Genomic DNA, 15,457 nt, shown 5'->3' with positions numbered 1-15,457 from the left:
GCGCTAAAGATGAAGACCCCGGCCGAGGCATTCGCTTTAGCCGCTTAACCTGTGCAGGTTTTGCTAGGTCAATACATCTGAGCGATTGACGTTCGAGAAGGCAATCCAGAGATATCTCGCCGAAGTGACGTCGACAAAACGCCCGATGACTCAGACTGGGGAGCACAAGCGTGCGGCCCCTCTGACTGCGTACTTTGGCAAGTATTCGTTAGCGGCAATCAGCGCGGAGCTCGTTGCTCAATACCGTGACAAGCGGCTATCTGGAGAAGATCGGAAAGATGCTTTGGGGAAGCCTGTTCCTCGAGCTCCCAACACCGTTCGCCTTGAGTTGGCACTTCTGGGGCATCTCTTCACTGTTGCCGTGAAAGAGTGGGGCTTGGGGTTAACCTACAACCCAGTTTTGAATGTCAGGCGCCCGGCTCCAGGTCCTGGCCGAACCCGTCGTCTTGATCCGGGGGAGGAGGTTCGACTGTTTGCTGCAGTGGATGCCCACTCAAACCCGATGCTGCGTTGGATTGTCCGCATAGCAGTTGAAACGGGGATGCGCTCGTCCGAAATTGTTACGCTGCGTCGCTCACAAGTCGATATGGTCAAGCGTGTGGTGCGCCTGATAGAGACCAAGAACACAATGCCGCGTACTGTGCCGCTCACTGTTGAGGCGACGAATTTGTTTGAGCAGGCACTCGCCAATCCCGTTCGCCCAGTTGGTACAGATTTGATCTTCTTCGGGGAACCGGGGAGAGACGAGGTGCGTCGCCCCTACAATTTCAACAAGGTTTGGCTCGATATCAAGCGAGCGGCTGGCTGTTCAGACTTTCGCTTCCACGACCTGCGTCACGAAGCAGTAAGTCGTTTGGTGGAAGCTGGATTGAGTGACCAGGAGGTGGCAGCAATCAGTGGCCACAAGTCAATGCAAATGCTCAAGCGGTATACGCACCTACGGGCAGAGGATTTGGTGGCCAAGCTCGACAAACTGAAGGCGTAGCGATCACATGGCCACTGCGAGCGGTGATGCCTAGTTGATGTCAAATCGATAGTCGAGGTGGATTGTTTGCAGTGCCTTCGAAATGGCCTGCCGGCTTCCTAGTCCCAGCGCCACTGCAATTTCGGGTTGATTTTTGCCGTTGGCCAGTAGCACCACTATCTCTTTCTTTCGATCAGACATTCGTCGATCTACGAGCTTTCGGGCCTCGCTGCGAAGGCGTACCTCAGTCTCGGTGGCCAAGGTGCCACCTTCATCGTCAATACTGAGTCGTTTCAATGCCGATAGCCGATGGAAAAACTCATCAATGATCGGGGAGGGATGTTCCGCGCGCATAGTGGCAGCATGCCCCCAATATTGGTGTTCTAGTCGCTTTAGTTCGGTCTCGAAACTTTTCTGAGTTCTCTTCGCTTGTTTGTACTTCGCCCTGGTCGCGCTTGATCCTGCCTTTTGGGGGCTATGGGTCTCGCAGTAGATCGAGCTGAGCCTAGAGCCCTCGGGTGGGGCTCCATGTGCTTCTGTGAGATGCGCCGCTAGCTCAGTTGGCTGGGCGCAGCTTCGGCATGTGCTCATGCCATGCAGTAGGTCCACTCTGCCGAACTTCCCGAGTGATCTCCGCTTGGTTGTTTTGCCTCTGCAACGTATGGCGACTTCCCGGAGGCTGTCGAGCGATTGCTCGAGACGGCCTAGTTTCCCGTCTGCCGATTTCTTCATTGCCTCGCGAGCAACTTCCTGAAGGAACTGATCAAGCGCCGTTAGCCCGCAACACTGGGCGATGATGCTCAACGAGGTAGTTCCCCCAAGACCCGAGAAACGCGTTTGCTCGGCCAGCGTCATCGCCTTGAGCCGATGCCGCATCCACGCAATATTCAACGTCTGGGCGTTTAGCGCCTCGTATCGACTGCACAAGTTCGCCCAAGCAGGATCAATCAATTCACGAAGCAACTTGAAAATCGGATACCTGCGTGACTGCGCCGAATACGATCCCCAGGCCGTAGAAAGCGAGCCGATAGCGTCTCGGAGCTGCGGGTCGCATTCGTCCCAAGCTCTAATAGGGGCAACAGCGGTCATGTCAACCAAATTGGGAACCTAATGGGCTGAATACTACGCATCAAAGCGCGATTCTTCAATCTCTCGATTCGAAATTTAACGGAGTCCAACGTATGTTGAAGATTGAAGAGGTTCTGATGAGTCAGTACGGTCCACTGCTCAGTTTGGCTCATTTGGCAAAGATCTTGGACCGTTCGGCAGACGGCCTTCGTCAGGGGCTTTATGTGGAGTCGGATTGGTCCGCCAGGATCAACGCGGCAAAACTGAAGGTTGGAAAGCGTGTTTATTTCCGTACGTCAGATATAGCGAGATTTCTTGGTGGCGAATGAGGTCGGGCCATATGTCGACGCTCGACTCATTGATTGAGAAGCTCCGGCCAAGAGCGGAGCGAGTGCAAGCGCGTGTTGATGCGGTGACGAAAGCCGGAGGGCAGTTGCCTCTTTTTCCTGAGGAGGACGCCAGTGCGATTCCCAACTACATAGCGCGCACGCCGCTATTTGCTCCTATTCCGCGCGGGCTGCGGAAAATGCATGACGATGCGTTGTTGCCTTCGCCCGAAGGTTTTGAGGTGAGATTCAGCGGCAAGCAGTTCGACATGGGGGATCAAGACGTGTTTATGTTGGCTCTCCGCTACGCGCAAGGTGTGGACCTCAATCATTCAGTCAAATGCGACCGGGCCCAATTTTTGCGCGATCTTGGTTGGGCGCCGGGGAAGAACGGGTCTTTCGGTAAGTCTGCGTATGCATGGTTAGATGGATCGTTCAAACGCCTAACCACGGGTACGCTGCATATCAAGACGAAGAGGTACACGGCCAACCTGTCCCTGATCGCCGAGTGGACGCAGGACAATCAAACAGGGATGTGGGAGTTCACCATAGGGGCCAGGGTGAGGGTGCTCTTTTCAAACAACGAATATGCCTTTGTTGATGTGGCTAAGCGAAAGTTGATCGAGCATCGTGTGGATTTGTCCAAGTGGCTTCAGTGCTATGCCTCCACCCACGCCCCGAGCATTCCTCATCGCGTTTCCGTCGAGAGCCTGAAGAGGCTGTGCGGCTATGCGTCTCCTACGCGAAAATTCCGTGAGGCGTTGAGTGAAGCACTTTGTGAATTGGAGCGACTGAAGATCCTCATCGATCATCAGTTCTACAGGGAGGGAGCGATGGTCCAATGGACGCGATACAGTCCGGTTGGGTAGACCACGGCATAGCATTCCGTCTTCCCTGGTCCTCAACCAACAATTTGCCTAAGGCTTGCTGTAACGGATCAGACGCTGATTGATGTGGATAACGTCGCCAACTACACGGCATGGCGTTCCGCGGAATACGGCACCAGATTCCACCTTCACGGCATGGCATTCCGCTTTCACGGCACGGTGTTCCGGGGTTGCTTCGTAAGACATTGATTTATATTGATTTTTCGCGTAATTTTTTACGTTAACCTATATCTAACCTACTATAACCGTTACTGCCCTGTGGATAATCCATTGCCAGCTAAGGCACCTCTCCGGTTGCGAGGGGGGCTTCACGGTCCCCCACTGCGAGCGCCAATGGACTTTCGTTGGCTGCAGAGGTTCTTCGGATTCAATCGAGTTGAATTCGTCGCTCGGCATGCGTCAGCGATTGCCGGGGGATCGGTATTTCAAGAATCGTCCGGCGGTGAAATGCGTAGCCACTGCCCCAACACCTCTCGCAAGCAATGTTGGCACAGGTCGAGACTCACCGTGTTTCCGTCCCCGAACACAGAGTCGAAGCCGCAGCAATGGTCAAGGGATATGCGTTCTTGCCACTCACCTGGTTGCTCGGCGGACAACTGTCGTCGGCAGCGGTCGCAGGCACACGTGGCGATTTCTCGCACGATTCGGAGACGATATTCGCGCATACGAGGGCTCTTGGTAGGGCAGTAATTGGACGCTCGCAGCGGATCGTCCATGAATCAGACACCGATAGGTGAGTTGTTATGGGGATCCGCTACAAGGTATCGCGCTATGCCTGCTCAGTCGTGATGAGAACTGATGGAGACTCCCGTCGTTGCCTTGTCGTGCGCTAGACGCTGGTCTAGCTCTCGCAGATGCTGGCCAGCACTCGGTTTGTTGGATTGGCCGAGATGGTCGACGAGCTTTTCTAACTTGTCTTCCAGCTTTGTTGATCCGAGTTGCTCTTGCTGCCCGCCAATTGCCGCGCCAGCCGCAGACCCAGAAGTTTTGGGAGCATCGGCTCGAACAGATTCCTTTGGGCTGACATCTCCGGGATCGGTTCCGTACCGACCCGAAGCGACATTGCTTTTTTCTAGCCCTCCAGCAGCACTGGATTCCGGCTGACTCGGCGGTGAGGTGAGCGGCATATCGTTCGAGGCATGAGCTCCGACAGACAGGGAGGGGGCGGTCGGTGGTGTGAATACCGGCGCCTCGCCAGCACGCCCCGTAGGGGAAACGTTTTGGATCGAACCACCGCCACCCAAGAGCTTGTCCACGAACTTAGCCATCGACTTGGGGGCCTTGCCCGCAGAGGAAACTGCAGCAGCCCCACCCGTCGCAGCAGCAGCTCCTGCTGCAGCCCCCGCCGCCGCTGCGGCAGTGAAATCGCTAGGACTCAATGACGCTGTTCCGGAGGCAAGTGAGCTGGCGAGCGCATCGCTTTTAAACAACAGGAACGCCAACATCGCGTACGCGCCGATGCCTTGCACAATTGGACCGATGGCATTCGCCAGCCCATCCGTGACGATCTGCTGCACTGAGATTGATTTGAGGGATGACGACAGGAAATCGCTAACGCCACTGAATGCAGCCAGAATCACGCCAACCAAGATGATCCGATACACGAGAGAAAGTAGCGATTTGAACGGCGCAATCCCCTGATCTCGAAGAGTGTTTAACCCCAGTAACGAGAAGCTCAGGGGGCTCAACATGGCGATAAGGCCGAGTTCGAGCTGAAGCATGAATATTTTCAGAGCGAAGTACAGTCCTACTACGAGAACAACAAGCATGACGATAACGACGATATTTCCTGCCGTGCCACCGACTAGCGGAATTGCACCAACACCGACGGCGAGTGCCGCAGCAATTGCTGCTAGACCGAATGTATTCTGCATGATGGAACCCGGCGTGGGCATGTCGCCAACTAGCCCGAACATCTGATCACCAACGCCCAAGATGAAGCGCGGCCCATTGTCAATGACGTAAAGGCAAAAACCCACCCAAGCCACCGCGCCGACCAATTTTCCTACCGCAGTTTGCAGATCGCCATCTCCAAACAAGAGCTTGTAGTTCGTGATGAAGAACTGAAGCGTTGCAAACGCGACGAGCCAAGAAATCGCCTGTGTGCTTAGTTTGCCAAACGACGGAAGTATTGCCTGTCGAATGGTCCCGGACACATCAAGCGCAGTGAGACCAGGCGCATTTTGAGCTAGGGCACATTGTGCCGCGATCAACAGAAGCACCGAGGGCAACGCCTTCACCAGAGTCTTCATGTTCAATGCACCTTTTTATACACGTAGCCGTAGTTTGTCGTGAAGCTATCACCGCTAACCGTAGCCTCAACCGGATATCCATCAGAAAACTTGAACTTCAGGATGTTGCCGCTCACAGTGAAAACTGCTTCTCGGTGGGCAATGCCAGGCACTTTTACCTTGCCGCGTTCGAACACAAGCATGGAGCCGTCTTTATCGGCATAGGTGCCTGCGATAGGCTTGTGCGTTGCTTCTTCGCAGCCGGACAAGGTAGCTGTGACGAAAAGAAGCGTTGCGACAATGTTCTTCATTTACCGACCTCTTTTGTGGTGTTCTAAGTCGTAGACGTCACTTTCCGCATTGGCGTCGCAGTACGAGATACGTCTGCGCTATGACTAATAGCAGCAGGCAAGGCAGAACATTGCTCTTCCAAACAGCCAGGTAGACCGGCAATGCTCCGACCGCAATTGCAAGTCCCGCGGCCAGTGCCATCTGTATGTGATTCAGAGGCTTCTTAGTCGTGATTTCCATACAATTCCCTCCGTTTTGTCTTTTGCTGCAAAAGATTGCGATTCAGCTATCCACATCCAATCCAAAGGCATCACCGTACATTGCGATGAATTGCTGACGTTGCCTCTCGATGCTCGACATGGAGCGGGCGAGGGCCGACGCCCGATTTATGTCTGTTTCAGTCTGCGACAAAATATCGCTCCGGGCCTCGGCAGGCAACTGGTAGGAGGTGCGAGAAAATTCCGCGGGTACAATTCGATTAGCCATTCGGATCTCCTAGTAAGATCGGTTTGGTTAGCAGCGCCTGGTCATGTCAGTGGCCAGGCGCTGCGCATTTCTAGGTCTACCGGTCTTTTGGACTGGTACGTTTTTTTGAAAATATTGATCTCAACTGATATTCCTTGATTTGAATTCCAAGTCGTAATAGTTGTTCGCATACATCGGCTTGTGAGTAACCTTTCTTGAAAAGTAATTGAATTTGGGGCTTCATTTCTTCCAGTGCAGCATCGATGCTTTTTTCTCGCACGGATTTTTGGGGTAGGTTGGCTAATTCCATTTTTGCTTGTTCGATGACGTCAATGCTGACGGTTCTTTTTCGCGCCATTGCGCTTTCCCTCCCGAATTTCCTGTTCCCTTGTGATGCGTGAGTAATATGACCTTAGCGTTGATTCGCTGAGATCTATGCCTATCCCTGCGAGTACATTTTTAATCTGTGCCCAAGAGCATCCTTCGTTGCGAAGATGTTGTATCGTCTTCATTTGTTCTTCGATAAATCTTGCTCGGGTTTTTTCTGGCAACATAAGAAAAGTAGCTGCCTTTAATATTTCCTCTGCAATGGAGAAATTCTCGCCGCTGATTCTTTTTATGGGGCCTTTTCGGGTCATTGGATATATCCTTTTGCTTTTGATAAGTAATTGTGGTTATTTTTTTTGTGTCGTTGGTATGTGTCAATCTGCGTTTGGTGACTATTAACACTTCATTCACAATTTGTTACATATTTTTGTGTGAATATTGATGGGAAAGTTTTTTGTGGGGGGAATATGTGGAACTTGAAATTGATTGATGCGAAATTCAATGAATTTTTGTTGATTCTAATAAAAGCTACGTGTTTCGAAGAAATATGCTGAAAGTGGGATGCTAAATTGATGGGGGGTCACCGAAAATGTGCGGAAAAATCACCTCAAATGCGGTTCACGTTCACTGCCGACTCGCTACACATACCCCGCAGATTCGTAGCAAATTCACCACAGATCTGCAGCGTTTTGCAGCGTCTTGCTTCCCATGAAACAGGGCAGGATGCCAGTTGTGTGCCTCACGGCACGCAACTGATCCTTGACCGCTAGGTCGCTTCGCGCCCGTCGCAGTCACTCAGGGCGTTGCCCCGAGACCCCAACACCCAACTAAAATGCGGTCCATGACCTGGAGGATGCAAATGGGCAAACTGTTTACGTTCAAAGACGAGGCTGAGAAGCGCTCCAAGCGGATCGTGATGCGAGTGACCCCGGACGAGGAATTGAAGATAAAAAGATCCGCTGCAGTGCGGCAGATGGACGTCTCTGAGTTTGCGCGTCGCGCAGCTCTTGGTCGCAAAGCCGATGTGGACGAGCAAACTGAAGCAGTGTTGGCGCTAAGTGCGATCACTCGAGAGGTGCGGGCGTTACACGCCGCTATGGTCAAGCACTGCATTGCGCCGCCCGAGGCGGACTTGCTGCCGGTGATACTGGAAGCTCGGCAGGCGATCCTGAGGATCTCCGAGGCTCGATAGGCGGGGTTGGCTCAGTCAGCAACTGTTGGCAACGTGGCGTCAAGAAATGACTCCCACAACGGCTCACGTAGCAGCTGCAGTTCGCCAACGATAGTTGGCATACAGCCATCGGCGCTAGTGGGAGCGTTTGCGGTCTTCAGAGAAAAGAGTGGTGCGGCGGCGATTCAGGACGTGTCTGGCTAATGCCCTATCTGAACGCGAAGGCGTTCGCCCGAGCGTCGTGCAGCGCGTGATGTTCTCCGCCATACGCGGCGATGTAATGCCCGAAGCGTTCGGCATCAATCTTCAAAGACACGTTCTCGTGCTTCCAGCCGCGTGGCAGTGGGCCACCAAGTAGGTTTGTGATAAGCGTGTAGTCGCAATGCGAGTCATAGCACAGTACTGGCTTGGGCTTGGTTGGCACTGCCAGCAGCCATGTCTTCAGCTCGTCGCGCAATTGTGAAAGCGGCATTGATCGGCCGGGAAATTGGCCGAGTTGTGGCAGCACGATGGCGCGCACGAAGTCGCTGCAAATTGACCGCTCAAAGTCAGACACTTCCCCATAGAATTCCTGGCCATCTTCGCTCACAACTGCGATGCTGATGAGCCGACTGTCAGTGAAATCCGTGAACTCTGTGTCGAGGAAATAGCGCGTTTTCCACGGGCTCCGCGGGGAAAATCGCCCCTGTTTTCTCCCCTCCTTGATCGCTCGTGCGAGCGTAGCTGGAGGCACGGGGATTACCTTGTCATCAACCTTCATGGCCGATATGCCTTTTGACTGAGCTTGGTGTTACGAAGGTTGACCGGCCGAGGTTGCGAAACCTAACCAGACCACCGTGGCCAAGCCGTTAGAGCTGGTGCATTCGTGTACACGGGTTAAAGAGAGTCAGGGACGGGATCCTTCTCGCGTGGAGTGTCGGTCTCAACAGTTCATTCACAAGCCGATCGGTTTCATCGTCGTAGATGCTCACGTTTTCTCCAATCTGTCTGCATGAGGAATCCCAACCGGGAGCTTATTATTGTATTCGCCGAATGACCTGCATCGCCGAGGTGCGGCATCACGTGTGGAGGGATTGTGGCCACAGGGCGAATACGTCTTGTGTGACCCGCCCCAAAACGTCCGCGCGCCTGTCGTCCCACACCGCTTCCTGTTGGCAGGCAGCTGCTTGCTGCCTTAACCAGCAGCAGGCACACAAGCCTCGCTGAGGGCGGATTGCACGCTCGTATGCGAGGTTGCCGCCAGATCTGGCAACAGACGTTAGCTTGAATGCGTATGTCCACCGTCGACACGATAGTGCTCGGCTAAAAACCGGTCGCCATCATGACCAAACCGATTACACCTGAGATGCAGCCCAACGCAAACATGAACACCAGATCGGTGGCAGTCTTGGCCTTTCGTGCGGTTTCACGAGGGAATAGTCGATGTGCAATGGCAGTCATTTGTTGACCCTTCGCCGTAGAGCAGCGCAACCGGTTTTCATGCTGGCTCCAACGGAACTCGATAACTCGGAGGTCACTGTCCGGGTTGATATGTGAGTTCCAGTGTAACGTTCGGATCGCTCGTAGGCAGCGAAATTGTTTGCCCTCTTGAAATGCGTACATGCGTCAACGGAAGGTTGGGCCCGTCGACGATGGGGCGTTGGTATTCGCAATCATGTCCAAGCACCTTCTCGAAGCCCTCAAACGTGGTGTCGGAAGCGCTAACGGCTAAACCGATTTGTCCCGATGGCGCAGCCTCCCGCACCAAGCTGATTCTGCGGCCAAAAAATATCTGCGCCGGCGTGACGGCACCGGTCCTGCCGTCGCATGCGGACACATAACCTCGCATTCCCGAGAGGGTGCGAAAGTCAAACTGCGGGGGCGGCATATAACGGTCTTCTGTAAGGTCGATTGTATTCGCAAGTATTATGTTGTCGCCTCGACCGAAGCGGAATGTGACGTGGTCTCGGGGTGACTGGTCGGCCGGTGCGGCAGATTGCACAAACGTCGACCAGGCGGACAACATCACAAGGGTACAAAGCGCGTAGGGTTTCCTGTACATCGTCATTCGACTGTTCGATTGTTTGATTTCGCCCTGATCGTTTAGTGCGTGCTGGGAGCTCTATACAGCTTGTCTGTAACGCTAGCTCGATTGGGCGTGTTTTCCCTAGTCATCGACGTTTTCTGACTTGCTCGCATTCATAGCCTCCGCGTATGTCATGTTGTGCCTCCAAGCAGTAAAGCCCCCACTTCCACAGTCAATGGAATATCCCAGCTCTGCAACTCTGTCGTATGAGAGTCCTGCGGCGATGGACAGCTCCATCCAAAGATACGACCGCACAGGCTCCTTTTGCTTCAGGAGAAGCTCGTTTGTGCGGGATTCGAGCAACGCGGCATCCCGATTGTAATCGGCGGCCTTCTCTCGCTTCTTTGGATCTGCCCCACGGTAGCTACTACGGGCAACTCGAATCGGGTAGGTCTTCATGAGTTTCCTTGTATTCCGCTCTCGTTGGCTAGGTTGGTCGAAATGGCGTGGATGAAACACGCAAGCGGTTGGCCAGGGATGGGCGCTCCAGCTCAAGCATCCGCAGCGTCGCGCGGCGAGACAGTGCGTTATGGATCGGCCCCAGGATGATGCTGTGTACGAGCCTCTCGAGCCCGAAATCCGGGGCTGTGATTCCAGTCAAGGGGACGAGCCGAAACTTAAGCTTTGGTTGTACACCGCCGGGGCCAATCCAATAGCTAAACATGCTCTTTAAAATGCTCTCGCGGTCCCTGTCGGGAAAATAGACTACTCTCCACTCCTGTTCTTCTGCGAAGCCGTGGTGCTTGGAAAATAGAGAAGCCTGAAGCAGCCTTTGAAAAAGCATAGCAGCGGCCAGGCCCGCGTTATTTTTGTTGATCTGCAACTGTTGCAGGGTAGTTGTGAACAAGTCGAGCCGCAGGTTGATCCACGCTAGACGCGCCTCCGTGCTCAGGTATTCCACCGGAGCAATCAGAAACGGGGATAGTTCGGTCATGTTCAATTGGGCTGTGTCGATGACGATTGCGGCACCGCTGCCATTTCCACCGTATCCGCGCCACATAGACAAGCGGCCGTCTGCATCCCGGATTGGATCGTGTTCGGAGAAGCAAGCAACATATGTGTCGAGAGCGTGCTCGCTGTCAAAGCGATGGCTGCATGCGTCAAGCGCGCTGGTGAACTCGTTGTAGCAGCCCAGAGCTTCACATGCCTGTGTCAGATCCTTGTGCGCGCGGATGGCTTGAAGGCCATGGTGCAATCCGAAGTACAACTCTTCATAGTCATTCATGCTGAGCGGATTGGATAGCCACAATTCCTCGCCAACCACTATGTTGCGCAGATTATCGACAGAAGTGTAGTGAGCGAGCAGCGGGCGTTTCTGGGGTAAATGCTTGCGCACATCGATATCGGAGTACAAGGGCTTGTGCAACGCACTGATTAAGTTCTGCATCGACGAAGAGTTCAGCATAGAAATCGACCTTTATCTGACTGCAAAAAATTCAGTTTCACAAGAAAAAAACGCGCCAAATCTTTTAATTTTCCGACCTCTCTGTGTCTTCAGCCGTTGTCATCGTTCTCGTTGTCTTGGTTCACTAACCGCTCGTAGCGGGTTAGATCTGCTCTGGCTGACGCCATGAACCTCAATGTCTGTGCCATGCAGTTGAGAAACCCCAGAATGCAGGCTGCTTTCCCTTTGGCCACGTGCCAATCACCTCCCGGTGCATAGCCGTAGAACAACTCTCCCTCGATAGACAGCACTCCGCTTGGAGCGTAACGATTGCGTGGGTCGATGTAGTTGTCTTCGATTGCCTTCGCCGTCGAGTGCCCCTTGAATCCAATAATGAACCCAGGGATAAGCAAAGCATCACCCCGAACGATCCTGTCGCTGGTTTCCAGATCGAATCGATGCAACCTGCGGATCTGTTCGATCTTTTTCTTCGCATCCTTGCCCTGACGGTAAAGGTCCGACTTGATCTCGAATGCGGCACATACTGAATCGGCTACGTAAAGGCGGTTGGTCTCGGAGCCAATGGGGAAGCTCAGTGAGAACGATCTTTCAATCACCGCATCAACCTGACCGGTTTCATTCCCCGCCGCGTCGAGGATAGTGCCTGATCCGACTCTGTAACTACCGGGAATCACTCGCTGGAGTAATTCCTTAGTAACCACCTCACGCTCGATGCCGATGATAGGCGCCGAAAACCCCGCTGTTTCGTTGTAGCGAATCATAAGGTTTGTGTGGATGTCTTCGAGTTTTTTCCTGAAAAGTTCTTTGCTATTCATCGCAGCCACAATAAAAAAATCCACTTTTCCTACAGGAATAGAATCTGCTCACCCGAAATGGGGCGTCCGGTGGCAGTTGGGGTAGCCTCACGAATGTGGTGTTCACCTCGATCTGTTCCGACCTTGGCGACCGGGCCCGCATGGCGCTTCCTCCGCGTCCGTATATTGGAGCATGGCGCTAGGCGCAACGGTTCCGCTTGCCGGGAACGACGAAGGACGCTCGTGCGTCGATTTTTTCTTAGGTCGCGCCGCGCAGTTCCCGACGGGCTAAAAGATCCTTTGCAAAGGCGAAGAAGCTCTCTTCAAGGCGCTCGATCTTGCTGCCACAGATTGCTTGTAACGTTTCCGGGCTAACCTCCCTTCCGAATCTATGCCGCGACCCATCAATGGGATTAAGCGGTTCGTTCAATACGGCGGCGAGCACGTGCATGGATTGCAACTGTCTTGCTGTAGGGGGCCTAGTGATCTGCCATTCGTCAGCGTGTCGCACGTTGTTAGCCGAGGCGACAATTACCTGTCCGAAGGAGCACCCTTCAAAGCGTGGCGAAGCTGCGTCCCATTCGCACTGATTGCCTCCGATATCCGTTCGGAAAGACTGGAGCGTATTGGACACCGCAACGACTATCGCTCCGGCATACACGCCTCGGGCCACCTCAACCGCACCTCTCTCATCACTTATGCGGTGATGAGCCTCATAGTCGAAACTCGTGACCGGATGTGGGGACTTCGCCCCGGTCACCTTGAATTGCGCTTCGAGCTCGTGGTCAAGTCGCAAAGCGCCATCGACCACGGGAAACACGAAGTCGAACATGGCTGAAAGGACCGGGACGTTGAAGCGCCACCAGTTAACTAACCTGAAAAAGGCGTGGTAGTCGGGGCTGGTCATCATAAGATCGCCGCGCCTTGTCAACGCGAGGTCGCCGTTCACAACTGCGAGGTCTCCAGGAGTCATAAGCAGTGTGATTTCGTTTCGTTCGACAACCTCGTCATAGGCTGGCACCACAGTCTTTACGAGGTCCCTCCCGTTACGCTCGATTTTCTCTGTGGACATGTTTTCCTTCTGCTGGCGTCACCGGTGTTTTTTCTAACGCAAGTCACCTAGTCTGACACGGGCAAGTCTCGACTCGATGCAGGACAGAACTCTTTGCGAATCTATGCCTTGTGCTGCGCACAGCTTCTCTCTCGCAACGATATTGGCCAGAAGTGCGGCCCCAATGGCGACATATACGGGACTTGTTGTCAGGAATGGCCTTACGTCGTCAATTCGACCCTTTAGCGTAGGAGGGACTTGAAGAAATCGCTAGCCACCTGCTGGTAGATTTCTACGGAAATGGTTGTCGTACGAGTCACGTATCTTCTGGCTAGGCGGTTGTCGCGCCAACCTCATCCTTATTTGCGAGCAGCGTGAGGAGTGCCGTAGCTTTGCCTTGGGCCAATTCGGTTGAGACGCTATGGTAGGCATGCTGTTGGCGGTCGAAGAACTCTCGAGGACTTCTCAGCGTCGGGTGTCGATGTAGGGCCTCAAGGAAGGTCGATAGGACAGTCTTCAGGTAAAACTCGAGATTTGCACAGAGTAAGGTGGCGTCCACCATTCGTTGGGCGCTGTGAACGATGTCGCATCGCGCCCTATAGATGCGTTGCACGTGCCAGCGAACGCGTCTCTCGTGGTTCTTGAGTACTTTGCCAAATTGTTTCTGATCAGCCGAGTTGGCGAAGAATCGCTCGACACAATGCCAGATGAATGGACGAGACGCACAGTGGTCTTTGATGCTGTCGCGGTGACGTTGCTCCTGCAGCAACTCGTGGAACTTGGCCAGACCAAGACTCTTCAGCTCGATCGGCTCATCAGCATCGTCACGTAGTTCAATCTTCAGGTCTACGAGGACTCCGCGCAGAGCCGCGAGATGTTTCGGGAGATAGGAGAGCGTCACCGTGGGCGCCAGTGAATGCTCAACGCCGGCCCCAATTCCCGCACTACCGTTGCTCGCGCCTTTGACAAGAAATTCTACCGCCGTCCACCAGTTCACGAGTTTGTTCTCGAAATTCAGTGTGTCGGCACCAATTCGATACAGACGAAATGCTGAATAGATTCGGTCCTTTGCGTCGCTCGAGAGTGTTCCACTGTTTACGAGATCCTGAAGGCGCTTCATAAAATGGTCCAACTGATCTGCACTCAAGGACGAGTCTGGGTTAGGCACCGTTCCTGGTAACGCGAGATTCATGTGCTTATCCCCCTTTTCTAGGAGGAAACTCTGTGCCAGTTGGATGTTCTTTCGCTCGTAGTCATATCGGACCACGTCGAGAACCTGCCCGATGCGATCGCTGGCGATCGAACCCGCGATGCGCCCGTCTTCGGCGGAAACGGTCATGGTGGCAAATAGGCGGCCGCCGCCGGGTTGCGCGTACCGTTTGACATAGTTGCTAGATTTCTCCCCGACTACTGGTGGGAGCGATTTGAATTCGATGTCTCCTACGAGCTCAGGGAATTGATCAGGTTTGGTCACATTGAAGATCGCGAAGGTGACCCGGTAGGGCTTCGGCTCTGCGGCAAGGCGTTCACAAACTGCACCAAAAGCGTCATCGAAGCGATACATCGGCTTGTCATCCCCGTCCCTTAGCGGAGGGAGAAGGACCATGCGATAGAAGCTAAAGAGAGACTCGATACTCCATCCGCGATTGATGAGGGTACTCAGCAGCGTATCGAGCACGCTTGCGATTTGTGTGAATGTAGATGCGAGTGGCGTCAGGGGCCCGGGAGGATCCGCCAAAGTGATTTCGCGCATCAGCCACGCGGTACTTGCTGGCACGAAATTCGTACGCATGGCTGATTCAAGTTCACGCGCGAATGCGTCGACGAGAGATTTATGCTTCGAAAGCGCTTGTCCCCAAGCTTTACTTAGCTCGCCCTCTCCCATCTTGTCGACTTCCTTAGGCTTCGCGTTTACCAACAGCGCTAGCAGATGTGGGTAGCTGGGGGAAAACTCGGGGCCACGTAGCACGACGGACTCTGACAAGATGTCAGCCGCTTCAGCCGCAACTCTACCGAGATCGGTTTCGGTGGCATGCTCGAAGTTGATCATCTTCAGCAATTCGCGCACGACATTCTCGGGATTCATCGCTCGGACACGAAACGCGTCTATGGATGTCGCATGCACCAGATTGAACCAGCACTCGCAAAAGAACTGCTGCCGGACCTCAAGCCCATGTTCGGGCGTAATCTTCGAGTCAATGCGCATCGGGTTGCAAAAGTATGGGGAAACGGGTATTCTAACTACTCAGATGGATGAGTGATGCTCCATCGATAGAAAAAAGGGGTTAGGGTTTGCTGGCCTGGACGTCGTTCCGCAGTATCCGCCGCCCCGTCTATTCGACAGCCCGCCTTGTGCGGGCTGTTTTTTTGTGCGGTGCTGGCTAATTAGAACTAGGGAAAGTCGGCGCAAAC

At 53.8% G+C, this 15,457-nt stretch carries 15 protein-coding genes and 1 pseudogene; 4 read left to right on the top strand and 12 right to left on the bottom strand.

Features of this window, described 5'->3' with window-relative positions:
* Nucleotides 1–76 precede the first annotated feature (76 nt).
* A pseudogene (locus PAN31108_RS24625) lies at nt 77–985 on the top strand (site-specific integrase); the annotation flags it as partial.
* Nucleotides 986–1,015: 30 nt separating this feature from the next.
* On the opposite strand, the gene PAN31108_RS24620 reads toward PAN31108_RS24625, so the two are convergent.
* Nucleotides 1,016–2,053 carry a hypothetical protein gene (locus PAN31108_RS24620; RefSeq protein ID WP_150671387.1) on the bottom strand — a complete coding sequence of 346 codons (1,038 nt, stop codon included), beginning with the start codon at nt 2,051–2,053 and terminating at the stop codon, nt 1,016–1,018.
* Nucleotides 2,054–2,145: 92 nt separating this feature from the next.
* On the opposite strand from PAN31108_RS24620, the gene PAN31108_RS24615 reads away from it, so the two are divergent.
* The gene (locus PAN31108_RS24615; protein ID WP_306440170.1) at nt 2,146–2,361 is read left to right on the top strand and encodes a DNA-binding protein; all 216 of its coding nucleotides are present in this window, start codon (nt 2,146–2,148) and stop codon (nt 2,359–2,361) included.
* 11 nt (nt 2,362–2,372) lie between these two features.
* Nucleotides 2,373–3,227 (top strand): plasmid replication initiator TrfA, encoded by an 855-nt coding sequence (gene trfA / locus PAN31108_RS24610; protein ID WP_174995135.1) that lies wholly within the window; start codon nt 2,373–2,375, stop codon nt 3,225–3,227.
* Between the two features lie 797 nt (nt 3,228–4,024).
* On the opposite strand, the gene PAN31108_RS24600 is transcribed toward trfA, so the two are convergent.
* The 5 genes from PAN31108_RS24600 to PAN31108_RS24575 all read right to left on the bottom strand — a co-directional run bounded on the left by PAN31108_RS24600 (nt 4,025) and on the right by PAN31108_RS24575 (nt 6,870).
* The gene (locus PAN31108_RS24600; protein ID WP_150671385.1) at nt 4,025–5,497 is read right to left on the bottom strand and encodes a TrbL/VirB6 family protein; all 1,473 of its coding nucleotides are present in this window, start codon (nt 5,495–5,497) and stop codon (nt 4,025–4,027) included.
* A gap of 2 nt (nt 5,498–5,499) precedes the next feature.
* Complete coding sequence (locus tag PAN31108_RS24595; protein WP_150671384.1) at nt 5,500–5,787, bottom strand: hypothetical protein; 288 nt, start codon at nt 5,785–5,787, stop codon at nt 5,500–5,502.
* Nucleotides 5,788–6,049: 262 nt separating this feature from the next.
* A complete protein-coding gene (locus PAN31108_RS24585; protein WP_150671382.1) occupies nt 6,050–6,253 on the bottom strand; it encodes a hypothetical protein in 204 nt (67 codons plus the stop codon).
* 76 nt (nt 6,254–6,329) lie between these two features.
* Entirely contained in the window at nt 6,330–6,542 is a 213-nt protein-coding gene (locus PAN31108_RS24580; protein WP_150671381.1) for a hypothetical protein, read from the bottom strand.
* 19 nt (nt 6,543–6,561) lie between these two features.
* A complete protein-coding gene (locus tag PAN31108_RS24575; RefSeq protein ID WP_150671380.1) occupies nt 6,562–6,870 on the bottom strand; it encodes a hypothetical protein in 309 nt (102 codons plus the stop codon).
* A 548-nt stretch (nt 6,871–7,418) separates the two neighbouring features.
* On the opposite strand from PAN31108_RS24575, the gene PAN31108_RS24570 reads away from it, so the two are divergent.
* Complete coding sequence (locus tag PAN31108_RS24570) at nt 7,419–7,751, top strand: plasmid mobilization protein (RefSeq protein WP_246184132.1); 333 nt, start codon at nt 7,419–7,421, stop codon at nt 7,749–7,751.
* A gap of 187 nt (nt 7,752–7,938) precedes the next feature.
* On the opposite strand, the gene PAN31108_RS24565 is transcribed toward PAN31108_RS24570, so the two are convergent.
* The 6 genes from PAN31108_RS24565 to PAN31108_RS24540 all read right to left on the bottom strand — a co-directional run bounded on the left by PAN31108_RS24565 (nt 7,939) and on the right by PAN31108_RS24540 (nt 15,251).
* The gene (locus PAN31108_RS24565; RefSeq protein ID WP_150671379.1) at nt 7,939–8,490 is read right to left on the bottom strand and encodes a 3'-5' exonuclease family protein; all 552 of its coding nucleotides are present in this window, start codon (nt 8,488–8,490) and stop codon (nt 7,939–7,941) included.
* Nucleotides 8,491–9,876: 1,386 nt separating this feature from the next.
* Entirely contained in the window at nt 9,877–10,194 is a 318-nt protein-coding gene (locus PAN31108_RS24560; RefSeq protein WP_150671378.1) for a hypothetical protein, read from the bottom strand.
* Nucleotides 10,195–10,222: 28 nt separating this feature from the next.
* Nucleotides 10,223–11,200: a DUF2971 domain-containing protein gene (locus tag PAN31108_RS24555; protein WP_150671377.1), complete on the bottom strand. Its 978-nt coding sequence runs from the start codon at nt 11,198–11,200 to the stop codon at nt 10,223–10,225.
* A gap of 89 nt (nt 11,201–11,289) precedes the next feature.
* The gene (locus PAN31108_RS24550) at nt 11,290–12,039 is read right to left on the bottom strand and encodes a DUF6602 domain-containing protein (protein ID WP_150671376.1); all 750 of its coding nucleotides are present in this window, start codon (nt 12,037–12,039) and stop codon (nt 11,290–11,292) included.
* Between the two features lie 214 nt (nt 12,040–12,253).
* Nucleotides 12,254–13,066, bottom strand: a complete 813-nt coding sequence (locus PAN31108_RS24545) for a hypothetical protein (protein ID WP_150671375.1) — start codon at nt 13,064–13,066, stop codon at nt 12,254–12,256.
* 310 nt (nt 13,067–13,376) lie between these two features.
* Nucleotides 13,377–15,251 carry a hypothetical protein gene (locus PAN31108_RS24540; protein ID WP_150671374.1) on the bottom strand — a complete coding sequence of 625 codons (1,875 nt, stop codon included), beginning with the start codon at nt 15,249–15,251 and terminating at the stop codon, nt 13,377–13,379.
* Nucleotides 15,252–15,457: the final 206 nt, after the last annotated feature.

Source organism: Pandoraea anhela (genome assembly GCF_902459655.1).
Lineage (GTDB): Bacteria > Pseudomonadota > Gammaproteobacteria > Burkholderiales > Burkholderiaceae > Pandoraea > Pandoraea anhela.
This window is presented reverse-complemented; position numbering and strand designations above follow the sequence as displayed.